Source organism: Alteromonas sp. MB-3u-76 (assembly GCF_002831605.1).
Classification (GTDB): Bacteria; Pseudomonadota; Gammaproteobacteria; order Enterobacterales; family Alteromonadaceae; genus Alteromonas; species Alteromonas hispanica.
In genome coordinates, this window is the sequence record NZ_CP025115.1 from 2,607,002 (window position 1) to 2,621,776 (window position 14,775).

Annotated in this window: 12 protein-coding genes; 6 read left to right on the plus strand and 6 right to left on the minus strand. The window is 45.0% G+C overall.

The window, feature by feature from the left end; genetic code table 11:
• Window positions 1-42 precede the first annotated feature (42 nt).
• The 4 genes from CW735_RS11615 to yceD are packed head-to-tail and all read right to left on the minus strand — an operon-like array spanning window position 43 to window position 2,753.
• Complete coding sequence (locus CW735_RS11615) at window positions 43-1,008, minus strand: beta-ketoacyl-ACP synthase III (RefSeq protein WP_071979107.1); 966 nt, start codon at window positions 1,006-1,008, stop codon at window positions 43-45.
• Window positions 1,005-2,030 carry a phosphate acyltransferase PlsX gene (gene plsX, locus CW735_RS11620; RefSeq protein WP_100972265.1) on the minus strand — a complete coding sequence of 342 codons (1,026 nt, stop codon included), beginning with the start codon at window positions 2,028-2,030 and terminating at the stop codon, window positions 1,005-1,007. Before plsX ends, CW735_RS11615 begins: the two co-directional genes overlap by 4 nt.
• Window positions 2,031-2,045: 15 nt before the next feature.
• The gene (gene rpmF, locus CW735_RS11625) at window positions 2,046-2,216 is read right to left on the minus strand and encodes a 50S ribosomal protein L32 (protein ID WP_071979109.1); all 171 of its coding nucleotides are present in this window, start codon (window positions 2,214-2,216) and stop codon (window positions 2,046-2,048) included.
• Window positions 2,217-2,219: 3 nt separating this feature from the next.
• Entirely contained in the window at window positions 2,220-2,753 is a 534-nt protein-coding gene (gene yceD, locus CW735_RS11630) for a 23S rRNA accumulation protein YceD (RefSeq protein WP_071979110.1), read from the minus strand.
• A 268-nt stretch (window positions 2,754-3,021) separates the two neighbouring features.
• Between yceD and CW735_RS11635 the strand changes: the two genes are divergently transcribed.
• Window positions 3,022-3,669: a Maf family protein gene (locus CW735_RS11635; RefSeq protein WP_100972266.1), complete on the plus strand. Its 648-nt coding sequence runs from the start codon at window positions 3,022-3,024 to the stop codon at window positions 3,667-3,669.
• A 37-nt stretch (window positions 3,670-3,706) separates the two neighbouring features.
• On the opposite strand, the gene CW735_RS11640 is transcribed toward CW735_RS11635, so the two are convergent.
• Together CW735_RS11640 and rluC are read right to left on the minus strand one after the other, a co-directional pair.
• Window positions 3,707-4,393 (minus strand): HAD family hydrolase, encoded by a 687-nt coding sequence (locus tag CW735_RS11640; protein ID WP_100972268.1) that lies wholly within the window; start codon window positions 4,391-4,393, stop codon window positions 3,707-3,709.
• Window positions 4,394-4,460: 67 nt separating this feature from the next.
• The gene (gene rluC, locus CW735_RS11645; RefSeq protein ID WP_071979113.1) at window positions 4,461-5,402 is read right to left on the minus strand and encodes a 23S rRNA pseudouridine(955/2504/2580) synthase RluC; all 942 of its coding nucleotides are present in this window, start codon (window positions 5,400-5,402) and stop codon (window positions 4,461-4,463) included.
• A 790-nt stretch (window positions 5,403-6,192) separates the two neighbouring features.
• Here rluC and rne point away from each other — a divergent pair.
• The 5 genes from rne to CW735_RS11670 all read left to right on the plus strand — a co-directional run bounded on the left by rne (window position 6,193) and on the right by CW735_RS11670 (window position 14,684).
• Complete coding sequence (gene rne / locus CW735_RS11650; RefSeq protein WP_100972270.1) at window positions 6,193-9,507, plus strand: ribonuclease E; 3,315 nt, start codon at window positions 6,193-6,195, stop codon at window positions 9,505-9,507.
• A 162-nt stretch (window positions 9,508-9,669) separates the two neighbouring features.
• The gene (locus CW735_RS11655; RefSeq protein ID WP_100970746.1) at window positions 9,670-10,704 is read left to right on the plus strand and encodes an IS110 family transposase; all 1,035 of its coding nucleotides are present in this window, start codon (window positions 9,670-9,672) and stop codon (window positions 10,702-10,704) included.
• A gap of 322 nt (window positions 10,705-11,026) precedes the next feature.
• Window positions 11,027-12,100: an ecdysteroid 22-kinase family protein gene (locus tag CW735_RS11660; protein WP_232368274.1), complete on the plus strand. Its 1,074-nt coding sequence runs from the start codon at window positions 11,027-11,029 to the stop codon at window positions 12,098-12,100.
• A gap of 281 nt (window positions 12,101-12,381) precedes the next feature.
• A complete protein-coding gene (locus CW735_RS11665) occupies window positions 12,382-14,010 on the plus strand; it encodes a sensor histidine kinase (RefSeq protein ID WP_100972272.1) in 1,629 nt (542 codons plus the stop codon).
• Window positions 14,010-14,684, plus strand: a complete 675-nt coding sequence (locus CW735_RS11670; RefSeq protein ID WP_100972274.1) for a response regulator transcription factor — start codon at window positions 14,010-14,012, stop codon at window positions 14,682-14,684. The genes CW735_RS11665 and CW735_RS11670 overlap by 1 nt, the downstream gene beginning before the upstream one ends.
• Window positions 14,685-14,775: the final 91 nt, after the last annotated feature.

Here is a 14,775-nt window from a genome sequence, read left to right on the forward strand (position 1 = left end):
CCTACTAATATCAAAAAGATGCCCTGTGGCACTTTTCAACAATTAGTAGCGTACTAACGCAGACGCCCAGGCAAAGCCGCCGCCAAACGCTTCCAACAACAAGTGTTGTCCACGCTGAATTCGACCATCGCGTATAGCGGTATCTAACGCGGTAGGTACTGTCGCTGCCGATGTATTGCCGTATTGTTCTAGCGTCAATACTACCTGATCTAACGACATGTTTAGCTTTTTCGCCGTCGCTTTAATAATTCTGAAATTCGCCTGGTGTGGCACTAACCAATCTAAATCGGTTTTTTGCATATCGTTAGCGGCTAGGGTTTGTTCAACAACTTGCGACAGCTTGTTAACCGCTACTTTAAACACCTCGTTGCCACGCATCACGCCCCAGTTTTCATGAACTGACTGTTCGTCACCTCGCGTAGGGTTACCTACATAAAGCAAATCACCATATGAGCCTGCAGCGTGAATATGCGTTGATAATATTCCTGGCTCTTCGCTGGCTTCAATTATGGTTGCACCTGCAGCATCACCAAATAAAATCACCATAGTTCTGTCTGCTGGGTCGATAAGACGGCTTAAACAGTCGGTACCAATCACCAAAATACGCTTGGCCATACCAGACTTAATATATTGATCGGCAACGCTAAGCGCATAGCAATAGCCAGCACATGCCGCTGCAACATCGAATGCGGGAATACCGTCTAAATCAAGCATACGCTGTATTTCACACGCGGTACTTGGAAGTGCGTAACGACCACTTGTTGTGGCACATACAATCATGTCGATGGATTTTGGGTCGATGCCAGCCATTTCTATGGCTTTCTTACTGGCCTCTGCCCCCATAGTTGCGGCAGTTTCATCCGCACCAATAATTCGACGTTCTTTAATACCCGTTCTGTCAGTGATCCACTCGTCACTGGTGTCTACCATGACTTCTAAATCGGCGTTTGTACGCACGTCACTGGGGTAATAACTGCCTGTTCCTATAAAGCGAGAATATTTGCTCAAAGCTGCTCCAACAATACCGTTTCTATCTTTGTTTTTATCTTATCCGGCAAATGCATTTCTGCTTCTTTCATTGCTTGCACAATGGCGTAGTAAAAAGCGTCTTTTTGCGCATTTCCGTGACTCTTGATAACAATGCCGCGCAATCCTATCAGACTCGCACCGTTATACTGGTCGGGGTTCACGCTATTGTAGATAGATTTCAGTAATGGAAAGGCAATTTTGGCTAGTAATCGAGTGTAGAGGTTTTTCTGCGACTGGCGTTTTACTTCATTAATCACCAGCTTGGCTAAACCTTCGCTGGACTTTAAAGCAATGTTACCAGTGAATCCATCGGTAACGACAACGTCAGCATAGTCGGTAAATATATCATCCCCCTCCACAAATCCGATGTAGTTTATCCCTGGTGCGTCTTTAAATAATTGGTCGGCAGACTTTACTTGTGCGTTACCTTTTATGTCTTCTTCGCCCACATTCAGCAAAGCAACTCTAGGCGATGCAATACCAGAAACTTCTTGTGCAAGGACAGAGCCCATCACACCGTATTGAAAAAGAATTTCGGGGGTACAGTTTACGTTCGCACCAAGATCTAGCAAAAACACCTTGTGATTGCTCGTGGTGGGTAACATGTTAATTAAAGCAGGCCTGTCGATCCCCGATAAGGTTTTAAGCAAGTAGAACGACAGGGTAAGCAAAGCGCCCGTATTTCCGGCACTAACGCATGCATTAGCATCACCGCTTTCAACGAGTTCTACAGCGCGCCGCATGGAGGAATCTTTTTTATTTCGTAAGGCTGATGTGGGTGCCTCGCCCATTTCGACAGTTTGTGAGCAGTGTACAATATCTACACGCTCTCTCTCGCTGGATGTAAGCGAACTTATGCCGTTTTTAATTTTGGAGTCGTCGCCGCAAAGCGTGAAGCGAACATTGGGATGTAGCTGAATGGCCTTGACGGCTGCAGCAAGGATAACAGGGGGACCATGATCGCCCCCCATGATATCTAACGCGATGGTTAGCTTAGACAAAGTGTAGTATCCGACTTAGGCGCCGATTACTTTCTTGCCTTTATAGTAACCGTCAGCAGTCACGTGGTGACGACGGTGCGTTTCGCCTGACGTTTGATCGACAGACAAAGTCGCGCCTGTCAATGCATCGTGTGAGCGACGCATGCCGCGCTTTGAACGCGTTTTACGATTTTGTTGTACTGCCATAACTTACTCCTGGTCTCGCTTAAGTTCTTTCAAAACCGCGAAAGGGTTTTGTCGCTCTTGTTCCGGTTCAATCTTTCCGAATGACATTTCATCACGCTTCACAGCACACTCCGACTCTGCATGAAGGGGCACTATGGGCAATGATAATAGTAATTCGTCTTCAAATATCTGAAGCAGACTAACTTCTCCGTGGTCGTCGACCTCTACCGGTTCGTAAGCCTCGGGAATGATGTCATCACTTTCTTGCTCTTCTCCCTGCACTGGAGTAAAGCAGAAATCCGCATTCACGGATAAATCGAGTTCACCATTACACCTCTGACAGATAAGTGTGACGTCAGTAGATAAATGGCCGTGAAAAACAGTAAGACCCTGCGCGTCTTTTTCGAACTGTACTTCTGCGTCCACATATTCACTGCATCGGACAACTGCCCCGCTCAATCGTTCCATGTCTTTAGCCAGAATTACGCCCCGATAATCGGAACGTTTCGTGGCACTTTTGGTCGGTTCAACCGAATGGGGTAATTTCACTTTCTGCATAGGGCGCGCATGATATAGCCTCACCCCGCCTGTGTCAAAGCAAAAATGCGATTTAACTTGGTATAAAACACTGTAAAATGGGGCTTCTGTTGCTACTTCACCGCTTAGCTTCTTTCGGCCTAGCTTTCGTCGCTAAGCTTCTTTCAATGCTCCAGGGAGAACGAGAGTCAGACTACACGGCATTTAAACTTAATGCTGCGCGGGCGAATAAAGCCTCAGGGCCGATTAACCAAATATTGCTTTTTTATTGAAAAAGGAGCCAAATTAAGTGACTACATTAATACTAGCGTCATCTTCTCAGTATAGAAAAAAACTCTTAGCCGATATCGGTATTAAGGTAGACGCCGTCAGCCCTGACATTGATGAAACACCTATGCCAAGCGAGAGCGCGCTTGAGCTAAGCAAACGCTTAGCTGAAGAAAAAGCACGCGCGGTAAGTGCTCAACTTAACGCTAACAACTCTAATACTTATACTGTAGGCAAAAATCAAAGCCCTATCATTATTGGTAGTGATCAGGTTGCTTACCTCGAAACCGATGCTACGTCATTATTACTAGGAAAGCCCTTAGATGCAGATACCGCAGTAGAGCAGCTTTCTCGCTGCCAAGGAAAAGTGGTGTCGTTTTTTACATCGGTATGCGTCCACCAAGCGAGCAGGAATACAACCGTTGTTGAAGTAGAAGAAACTCGCGTGTACTTTCGCCACAATCCTGTCTCTCTTCTTAAAAGCTACGTAGAAAAAGAGCGCCCCCTCGATTGTGCGGGCAGTTTTAAAAGTGAGGGAATGGGCGTGCTTTTATTTGAACGAATAGAATGCAGAGATGCCAACAGCCTCATTGGGCTTCCCATCATGTTGTTAAACGACATCTTGTCTAACCACTTCAACGTCAACCTATTGGAATTAGCTACCGCTTGACGTTGAAGAGATATTCCCCGTTTGAAGCAACTCTAATCTAAACGGGCTCGTTTAGTAAAAAACGCTTAAGCTCTTCGATAGAGTGAACAATTATTTTAGGCTTTAGTGTTTCTAAATGGACTTGAGCGTGCACGCCATAAGAAACCCCCACTCTATCCATTCCTATCGCTTGCGCCATTTTCATGTCGTATGTGGTATCACCAATCATTACCGCCTCGTCTATCGACATCGACAGTTCATCAACAAGTTGAAGTAGCATATCTGGCGAAGGCTTTGACTCTGCTTCATCCGCTGTGCGAGAGGCAGAGAAAAAATGACCGGTGTTAGTTTGCTTCCACGCTCTATCCAAGCCTCTTCTTGCTTTGCCCGTTGCAACAGCCAGCGTGCAACCAGAAGATTTAAGTGCTTCAAACATTTCCTGAGCCCCCTCAAAAAGAGGACAAGGGGTGGTATCTTTTGCCAAAAACGCCTCTTTATATGCCAGTACTAATTTCTCTGCCAGTGCATCATCATCAATATCGAATAGTTGCTTAATGGCAGGCTTAAGGCTAATACCGATAATATGCCCAACTTCGTCGCTTGTTGGAATTGGCATACCGCATTGCTTAGCGGCAAATTGCATGCAGTTTATAATTTTGTCGGCGGAATCCATGACGGTGCCGTCCCAATCAAAAATGACAAGCTTGTAGCGCGGTTTATTTGATGCCTTTGACGTGCTCTGCATTTATATTTTTATCCGTGTGTTGATACTTTCTACTGCATTACTCTTCGGTATTGATTTAAAAATTGCGTTAAAGAGCACCTAGTGCCGCATTCAAATGGCTATCTAACGGCGCGTTAAAAGTCATTCTCTCTTCAGTGCCAGGGTGGATAAAAGCAATGCTGTACGCATGAAGGAACAAGCGATCTAATCCTTTTGACCTCATACTGGCATCGAAATCGTTGTCGCCGTACTTAGGGTCACAGGCAATAGGATGCCCTGCATGTAAGCAGTGAACGCGTATTTGATGAGTTCGCCCGGTTATCGGCGACGCCTCAACTAAGGTCGCCCCCTCAAATTGGGTTAAAATTCGATAGCGAGTTTCGGACGGTTTTCCATCTTCACTTACATTTACCATTCTCTCGCCAGATTGGAGGGTATTCTTTTTAAGTGGCGCTTTTACTTTAAATCGATTAACCGGCCACTCTCCTGCTACAAGCGCGTGATAACGCTTGTCCATTTTGCCATTGCGCAGTTGCTCGTGCATATGGCGCAGTGCCGAGCGTTTTTTTGCAATCAGCATACAGCCAGATGTATCTCTGTCTAAACGATGCACTAACTCCATAAACTTTGCATCGGGGCGCAAAGCTCGAAGCCCTTCAATGAGACCAAAGCTTAATCCACTTCCGCCGTGAACTGCCATTCCAGATGGCTTATTCATAACGATAAGGCGATCGTCTTCAAACAAAATATGTGATTCAAGAGCGGCGATTTTATCTAACTTGGGCGACGGTGCCGGTGCGCCCTCAGACACACGTACAGGAGGTACGCGAACTATGTCGTCTGTTTGCAACTTATATTCAGGCTTTACCCTGCCTTTGTTTACACGCACTTCGCCTTTGCGCAAAATGCGATAAATCATACTTTTCGGTACACCTTTTAACTGGGTACGCAAAAAATTATCGATACGTTGACCGGCTAGATCGGCATCGACCGTTAAAAAACGGACTTTTTGGGGGGCTTGTTCTTTCATTCAGGCATTATAACGCAATGTTTTGCCATCAACATTATGAAACTTTCTATTTGCTCTAATTTATTGCATTTGTGTCTTTTTTATTCTGAGTGGCCTGTTTTTTTAAGGTATCTATTTAATAGTTACATTTATTCACCGACTTACCTTGCTTAATTTCAGTTTTTGGTGCGATAATTCACTATGCTTTTTAGGCATTAAAATCGCGAATCTTAATCGTACGCCAATCCGTACTCTTCGCGTAACAACCTGCCTAAAATTCATAAAGACGATATTGAATTAAAAACGACGATGTATTCGGTCGTAGGTTCAAGTCGCAAACGAAAAAGCATAGGTTAGGTTTCGGTAATGTTATTAACATAACAAGACATTTCATACCGAACTCGCTAAGAGGCAACGACAACACTGCCGTACATAAGCGAAACCATGCTTGCGAACATAAAATAAGTTTGCCGTTTTGCTAACAGAATTAAATGACAAATGAGCGATGCACATGATATCGCTTGTTAAAATGAAGAAAGAAATAAGGGTGAGTCGCTCCCGACATCTCAAAAGCAGTGTAGCCTATGAAAGGTGAATCAGTGCGGTAACATAGGCAAACAACAAAAACGTTTGCAGCCGAAGTTCTGATAGAAGCCGCGTATGACACGTATTTTACGCAAAAGCTACCCACTGGAGATAATGCGATGTAACAACAAAGTCCCCGTCCAGCCGAGAGGTTGCGCGGTGAGGGTTTGCACATGTCACTTTAATTTTGTGTCTTAACGGCTGTACAAAAACAGAGTTAGATACAATGAAAAGAATGTTAATAAATGCAACTCAACAAGAAGAGTTGCGTGTTGCACTGGTAGATGGGCAACGCTTGTACGACCTAGACATAGAAAGTCCAGGGCATGAACAAAAAAAGGCAAATATATATAAAGGTAAGATAACCCGCGTAGAGCCTAGCCTTGAAGCCGCATTTGTCGATTATGGTGCCGACCGCCACGGATTCCTTCCTCTAAAAGAAATTGCCCGCACGTACTTTCCTAAAGGCTATAAATTTGAAGGCCGCCCTAACATCAAAGATGTTATCAAGGAAGGCCAAGAAGTTATCATCCAAATTGACAAAGAAGAACGCGGCCAAAAAGGCGCTGCGCTTACTACGTTTTTGTCTTTGGCAGGAAGCTATTTAGTATTGATGCCCAACAACCCTCGTGCGGGTGGTATTTCTCGTCGTATAGAAGGCGATGAGCGCACAGAGTTAAAAGCGTCGTTAAGCAAATTAGAACTTCCTGACGGTATGGGCTTAATTGTTCGTACTGCGGGCGTTGGTAAGTCTTACGAAGAATTAGAGTGGGATTTGAAAGTTCTGCTTAAGCACTGGGAAGCTATTTCCGAAGTCGCAAAAGAGAGGGAAGCACCTTTCCTAATTCACCAAGAAAGCAACGTAATTGTGCGTGCTATACGCGACTACTTACGCCGCGACATTGGCGAGATACTGATCGATAAAACCAGTATTTATGAGCAGGCTTTGCAGCATATTGAGCTTGTTCGCCCAGACTTTGCAAGCCGCGTGAAACTATATCACGGTGAAGTGCCTTTATTCAGCCATTATCAAATTGAGAGCCAGATCGAATCTGCTTTTCAACGAGAAGTTCGCCTGCCTTCAGGTGGCTCGATTGTCATCGACCCTACTGAAGCGTTAACGTCAATTGATATTAACTCTGCGCGAGCAACAAAAGGCGGAGACATTGAAGAAACTGCGCTTAACACCAACCTTGAAGCCGCAGATGAAATTGCCCGTCAATTGCGTTTACGCGACCTAGGTGGCTTGGTAGTTATCGACTTTATCGACATGACGCCGGTTAGGCATCAACGCGAAGTCGAAAACCGCATGAAAGACGCGGTTAGAAGCGATCGCGCACGCGTTCAGCTTGGACGCATTTCTCGTTTTGGTTTATTAGAAATGTCTCGTCAGCGCTTACGTCCTTCTCTTGGCGAATCTGCACACCATGTTTGCCCGCGCTGCTCAGGCCACGGCACCATTCGTGGAACAGAATCGCTCGCGTTGTCTATCCTTCGTATACTCGAAGAAGAAAGCATAAAGGAAAATACAGGGCAAATAGAAGCACAGCTCCCTGTTTCTGTAGCCACTTATCTGTTGAATGAGAAACGAAAATCTATCCAGCTACTTGAAAAGCGTCATGGTGTTGATTTGTTACTTATTCCAAATGCAAACCTTGAGACTCCTCATTATCAGGTAGAGCGCCGCCGTCCAGATGATGCGCTGCAAGATGCAAGCTACGAAGTAGAGTTAATGCCAGCAGTGGAAACTGAAAAAGTATCTACTACAACAGCTCCTGTAAAACGAGAAGAGCCTGCGCTCAAGGGGCTTGTTGCGCCAACTACGGCAGCACCTGTGTCTCAGCCAAAGCCGCAGACACAAGCGAAACCAGCACAATCTAGCGATGTCCCCTCTTTATTTGCTCGCATAGGTAAGTGGATTAACGACATGTTTGGTTCTGATGATAAGTCAGACTCATCGTCGAAAGACACGAAAAAACAAGAAGAGAAGACATCATCTAATTACAAAGGTAAAAACCCGCGTAATACTCGCAATAATGATGACCGCCGTCGTAAACCTCGTAAAAATACGCGCCGTAATGGCCCATCGGGGGCAAAAGAAGGTGAGCAAGATCAGCAGCGCGCTCCTCGTTCAGAGCAAGACGATAAACGCAACAATAACAAAGGCCGCAAACCGCGCAGAGCGCAGCAGCCTCGTGACGAGCAGCAAAAGCCAAAGCACGACACGCCTAAACAAGATGAAACTGTTAAAGACAATGTTGAACAGCAGAATAATCAAGTTGAGAAGAAACGCGAAGTTGCCGAGCGCAGAAAACGTCGTGATAAGCGTCGCAGTGTTCGAGTGAACAAAGGTGATTCAGTAAACGTTAACGCACAGAGCGCACCAAATGCGGAAAGCAAACCAGCTGCACCGAAAAAGCCTGAGAGCGCTCAAAATCAAGTAGAAAGTCAAGTAGAGAAACAAGCAGATAGCCAAGCTGATAAGCAACCTAAAGAGCAAGTAGTAACTTCTGCTCCCGTAACAGAAGATGCGGCAGGAAAGCCCTTAGAGAAGCATCACGCTAAAGAAAAAACAGTGATCGGCTCGCCATCAGAAACGTCTGAGTCTACTGAGGAAACTCAAGAAGCAGCGGTAATTTCAGAATCAACAAATGACGAAAATGGCCAGAAGCGTGAAAGCCGAGGACGCTCACGTCGTTCTCCGCGTCATGTTCGTGCTGCCGGTCAACGTCGTAAGAAAGAAGCCCAGCAAAATGATGAAGGAAACAATGCTGTCGATAACGAGAGTCAAAATAATGCTTCACAAGTAAGCGTTGATGAAACTCAAGCGAAGCAGCCAGGTAACTTATCACCAGACGTTGAAGCTAATACCGACGCTAAAGTCGACAGCGCCGCAGGCGCGGAAACTGCAGCAAAGGTAGAAAGCGCAGAAGCTCAATCAGAGGCGGCACCTTCGCCAGCTCCTGTTAAAACACAAGAGACCGAAGCCCCTGCTCAGCAAGCTGAAGAGGCTGTTGAAAAGGTAGCCGATGAGACCTCTGAAAAAGTAGCAGAAGCAAGTCCATCACAAGATGAATTACAGTTTGAAGAAGCGCAACCTGAAGACGAAGTTAAGCAAAACACTTCTTCTTCACAAGCTGCTGAAACACCTCAGCCAGCAGCAGTTGAGCCTAAGCAAGTTGAGATTAACTTGGAAGAAGATACTCATACTGATAAGCACTCAGAAGAGGCGACTACGGAAGCGCAAGATATAGACGCTGATATAAACGCTAAGGAAGATAAAAAGGTAGAGGATAAACCAGCAGCTAAGAAAGCGTCGGCGGTGGTATCATCTCTAGGCGCAAGCGGATTAGGTAAGCGCAGAGCGTCTCATCCAATGACGTCGCCTGCCTCTGTTGACGATGCGTTTGTCGATGTTGAGTTAGTCTCAAAATCGGATGATGCGCGGCCTTCCTTGGCAGTTTGCGGCAAAACTGCGCTGGTATCGCAAGCATCAGCACGAGCTTCTGCTCCTGCAACCTTGCCTGAGAGTGTAGATTAATGAGTTAAGCCACTCTTGTCCTACTGGCTCTTCCTGTCGTATTAAGGAATGAGCACAGTAGCAGCCGTATAAAAGCCGTTTCATTATGAAGCGGCTTAATTAGATGGTCCGCCTCACCTCTAAGCTAATCTTAGAGTTAGGCAATCAAAGAGGCGAACCATCATGTCTACTATTAAAGTTCTTGGAATCGATTTAGGCAAATCATCTTTTCACGTGATAGGCCGCGACTATTCAGATAATCAAATCATTCGCAAAAAATTTTCCCGCTCGGCACTCATTCACTATCTTCATCAATTAACGCCATGCACAATTGCCTTCGAAGCTTGTGGCGGTGCGCACTGGCTTGGCAGGCAGTGTGAGTTGATGGGGCATACGGTCAAACTAATCCCGCCACAATACGTAAAACCTTTCGTTAAAAGCAATAAGAATGATTTTATTGATGCAGAGGCCATATGCGAAGCATCAATAAGACCGAAAATGCGGTTTGTCAGCGTCAAATCAGAAGAAGCCCAGGTCATTTCAGCTATTCATAAAGCAAGGCATGGGTATGTCAAAGACAGAACAGCCTGCATGTCCCGTATAGGCTCCTTACTGCTGGAGTTTGGCATTGCACTTCCAACAGGCCATAGCGTAATGAAGCAACTGTTTAACTGGCTTTCACAGCAGCGGCAGGTCTTGCCAGGGTTACTTATGGAAGAGCTCATGGAGCTGCACGAATATTACCTGCTCCTTAACAGGAACATTGAGAGACAAGATAAAAAGCTAAAGCAACTGGTTGATACAAACCCGATAGGGCAGCTTCTTAAAACCATCCCAGGTATTGGCGATATGACCGCCAGCCTTTGTATTGCCAACATCAGTAGCGCTACGGATTTTAAAAACGGAAGAAACATGGCTGCATGGTTAGGGTTAGTTCCAGCGCAGTACTCAACTGGCGGTAAACCCAAATTACTGGGGATAAGCAAGCGGGGTAACAAAGAACTCCGAACCTTGTTTATCCATGCCGCCAGGGCGGTTATGTCCAGGCCGGATAAGACCGGAAAGATTTATGGCGAGTGGTTGATAAATTTACGCGCCACCAAGCCATTCAATGTTGTAACCGTTGCCCTGGCCAACAAACTGGCCCGAATAGCATGGGCAGTGATGAAAACAAAAAAAGCATTCAACAGCAAAGCGTTAGCACCGGGTTTGCAATGATAAATATGATGACGAAAACGGTAGAACCACTGGATTAAAACCTGACATAAAAAACAGCTCTCAGAAGCTTTCGGTTTTTTGAGGATAATCCAGCGCGGATCTCATCGTGGAGCGGGTTGCGAAAGCGCCTAAACAGACTCCGAATACATTAGCGCATAACCAACCCCGTTATCGAAATTAATCATTGCAATAACGAGGCGGACCATACATTTTTATGTTAAGTGGACGCTACTTGTATTAATTGCATGGCATTTTATACCATTAGTCCGTATAGATAATTACCTACTAGAAAGTATTCAAACATTGACCATTGGTAACAACAATGACGGCAGATACAAACATTGATAGCGCAATAGATCCCCAATTTTTATCATGGGTAGAGCAAGTCTGCTCGGCCTCGATAAGCCGCGCATCTCTTATTCAAACACTGTGGAGTGGCTACGGTGCTTGTTTCCGCGCTATTCTAGAGCAGCACGATGCCAATACAACCGAAGGCCCGCTATCTGTTGTGGTAAAGTGCGCTTCGCCTACTGACGTTGCTCAACACCCGAGGGGGTGGAGTTCAGTAACGGGCCACCAAAGAAAGCTTAAGTCATTTGCTATTGAAAATAACTTTTACAATCACATTCAACCATTCACGAATGAGTTTTGCAAAACGCCTCGGGGTATCGCTGTTGAAACCAAGGAAGACAAAACACTGTTAGTTATGGAAGACCTTGGAGCAGCGGGCTATTCTGAAACCACGCTCTCTCTTAGTGTTACTCAAGCTCAGGTTGTACTGCATTGGCTGGCGGAATTTCATGCCGCATTTATAGATACGAAACCATCTTTAAACCTTAAAAAGCCTAACGGCGAAAACGTTGAAGTTTGGCAAGAAGGCACCTACTGGCATCTGAACACCCGACGTGATGAATACAATGCCATGCCCTCTTCAGAGTTGAAAACGCGAGCGCAAGAGATAAGCACCCTACTCGCCAACTCAAAATACCAAACCCTGCTTCACGGTGACGCAAAAGTGGCGAATTTCTGTTTTACACCGCACTATACGCAGTGCGCTGCAGTAGATTTTCAATATGTGGGCTTTGGCGCCGGGGTTAAAGATGTTGCCTATTTTTTGGGAAGTGCTTTGAGCGACAACGATCAACGTCTGTTCCGCGACCGTTGCTTAGATGTTTACTTTACCGCGCTTGAACGTGCCTTAAAGCGCCAATGTGCGAACTCTAAAACAAGCATCACAGAACAAGACATTCCGTTCATTGTGAACGAGTGGAGAAGCCTTTACTCTCTCGCCTGCGCCGATTTCCATCGTTTTCTAGCAGGGTGGAGCCCAAACCATAAAAAGATTAATATCGAACTTCAGTATCAAACGTCATTAGCGCTGAACAGACTAGGCTAGTATTCCCACACGTCCCCTCATATAACTGGTTATTAGCCGTTGCCCGAGTTGATGAAATAGCATTTTTATCCATATTCGATTTGTTTTTTATAAGTTACTTTGCAATGTATTGAGTTTAGTGACCGAATATCAATTACCTAACGTATAAGGTTTCGTGGTTACGAGTTCAAATATAATTGCGATGATAGTTATTGGCATCGTTGACCTGCACCACTGATGCCGAATCATTAATGACGAAGTTGACGACAAACTTAAATATATAAACGCGATTTCAAATTATTATGTATAAACGCAAACTCTATCTATTTGGCCTTCTCTCTACCTTTATTCTTATTATCGCGTTAGCAAGTGCGGCTGTTACGGCTCACCTCACCCGTGCAAACTTAGAGCAAAGCCAACTAGCTCAATCTCTTCTGTCTGAGCATCAAGAGCTTTCGAGCACTTCCTATCGATTGTTTAAACAACTCACTGACGAACTCATTTTTGGCAAGGGCGCTAATCAGGCGAATGTTAGAAACAAACAAGAAAAAATTGATCAATCTATTACGCGAATTAAGAAGTTCGAACTAGCCCAGCGAGAGGCATTAGGACTTGATGCCACTCAAGGCAGCGTTGAAGATACTGACGAACTTGAGGCGTTGATTGCCTATATTGTCTCAGAGTTTCGCGACATCGCCCAGTTAAACGACAGCACGCCTTTACATGAACAAGAGCGATTACACACCCTTCTTGAAAGCACCATTGATAATCAATTTAGAGAAGCTATAAACGCAGCAGTAGTCCGTCAAGGCAAAGTAGTATCTAGAATAAATGCAAGTATAGACACGCTGAACACCAGTATTGTTTGGTTTACCATTATTTTAGGCGCTATTACCTGTCCTTTTATTTTATTAGGCTGTTACTGGCTGTTTAATGCTTTGTATCACCCATTAACCGTTATTCGCACAGGCACCGATGCTATTGCATCTGGCAACTATCATTATCGCCTACCTGAAACACTGGATGATGAGTTTACTGACTTGGTTAAAGCGTTGAACTCAATGATTGCAAGACTCGCTGAGCACGAAGACAAAGCATCAGCCTACCGCAAGCAGCTAGAATATGATGTTGAGACCCGCACTCGCGCCCTGCAAGAAGTGAATAATAAACTCACTCAGTTAGACGCCAAGCGTCGGCAGTTTATGGCTGATGTGAGCCACGAATTGCGCACGCCTCTCACTATTATTCGGGGTGAGGCCCAAGTAACACTACGTCAAAAATCTGCGACAAATGAGATATACCAAGAAACGCTTCATACAATCTTAGAGCAGTCTGTGAAGTTAAGTAAACTAGTGGACGACCTTTTGCTTTTGGCTAGAGCAGAAATGCATGAGTTCACCCTAGATGTTGCAGAATATTCACTGAAGTCTTTGCTTAACGAACAGATAGCATTATGGCAAAAAATTGTGAAACCACGTGTAATTTCGTTGAAGTGGAACATTGATAGCGTGGACAAAAGTCAAACCGTAATTATCGATAAAGACAGAATTACTCAGGCGCTTACTATACTTATCGAGAACGCCAGTAAGTATTCAACTGAACATGCCCCTATTACTCTCGCCGTAGATGAAAACGACCATTGGGTAAACATTCATGTTATCGATATTAGTGAGGGAATTTCCTCATCGGATTTAGAGCACATTTTTGAGCGCTTTGTGCGTTTAAAAAGAAAAGGCGATGGCATGGGTTTAGGGCTATCTATTGCGAAGGCAATTGCCGAGGCTCACGGCGGAAAGCTGGTGGCTACATCAACACTGGGCAAAGGCTCAACATTTACGCTATCGATTAAAAAAGCAAACAACAATAAGCCGCTCGCAGCTTTTGAAGAAACCACTTTCAGCGAAGTTCCAAACAATGAGAGACAGCCATAATGAAAATTTTAGTTGCAGATGATGAAGCGCCACTTCTACGATTTCTATCTCGCGGATTGAGCGCTGAGGGTTACCATTGTGTTGAAGAAAGCACGCTTCATAATTTGATCACTCGTATTAAGCAAGAGTCTCCCGCTATTGCCGTACTCGACAGAATGTTTGGGGATGAGGACAGTGTGGAACTGCTTCCAACCATAAAATCAATGCCAAATGCACCTATGGTTCTGCTTTTAACAGCCGTTGACGATGTGAAAGAAAGAGTGAATGGTTTAACGCTGGGTGCTGATGACTATTTGTGTAAGCCTTTCGACTTTGACGAGTTATTGGCACGTATCACAGCACTTAAACGCAGAGCTGGCAAAACGGCTGTGAACGACAGTTTTACAGTAGGCCCTTTGCAAATTGATAAAGACTCTCGAATTGTCACTCTCTGCGGCGAAGAGCTCTCACTTACAAAGCTAGAGTATGACACCTTATTCTATTTTGCAGAAAATGCAGGCAAAGTGCTGTCTAGAGAACGAATACTCAGTCGAGTTTGGAGAAGTCATAGCGACCCTTTGACCAACGTTGTCGATGTATACATCAGTCGCTTGCGACAAAAGCTCAGTGTGAACAGCTCAATTTCGATAGAAACTTTGCGGGGAAATGGTTACCGGCTAACGGTAAAAACATAAAAAAAGCCCAACGAAGGGACGCGTTGGGCATAATTGTAACGATTACTACTGTATCGTTTAACACGGGCTATCTATGGCACACACATCAAAT

Coding starts and splice junctions, on each gene's coding strand:
- rpmF (WP_071979109.1), bottom strand. CDS start 2,216: ATGGCAGTACAACAAAATCGTAAAACGCGTTCAAAGCGCGGCATGCGT.
- yceD (WP_071979110.1), bottom strand. CDS start 2,753: ATGCAGAAAGTGAAATTACCCCATTCGGTTGAACCGACCAAAAGTGCC.
- CW735_RS11640 (WP_100972268.1), bottom strand. CDS start 4,393: ATGCAGAGCACGTCAAAGGCATCAAATAAACCGCGCTACAAGCTTGTC.
- rluC (WP_071979113.1), bottom strand. CDS start 5,402: ATGAAAGAACAAGCCCCCCAAAAAGTCCGTTTTTTAACGGTCGATGCC.
- rne (WP_100972270.1), top strand. CDS start 6,193: ATGAAAAGAATGTTAATAAATGCAACTCAACAAGAAGAGTTGCGTGTT.
- CW735_RS11655 (WP_100970746.1), top strand. CDS start 9,670: ATGTCTACTATTAAAGTTCTTGGAATCGATTTAGGCAAATCATCTTTT.
- CW735_RS11660 (WP_232368274.1), top strand. CDS start 11,027: ATGACGGCAGATACAAACATTGATAGCGCAATAGATCCCCAATTTTTA.
- CW735_RS11665 (WP_100972272.1), top strand. CDS start 12,382: ATGTATAAACGCAAACTCTATCTATTTGGCCTTCTCTCTACCTTTATT.
- CW735_RS11670 (WP_100972274.1), top strand. CDS start 14,010: ATGAAAATTTTAGTTGCAGATGATGAAGCGCCACTTCTACGATTTCTA.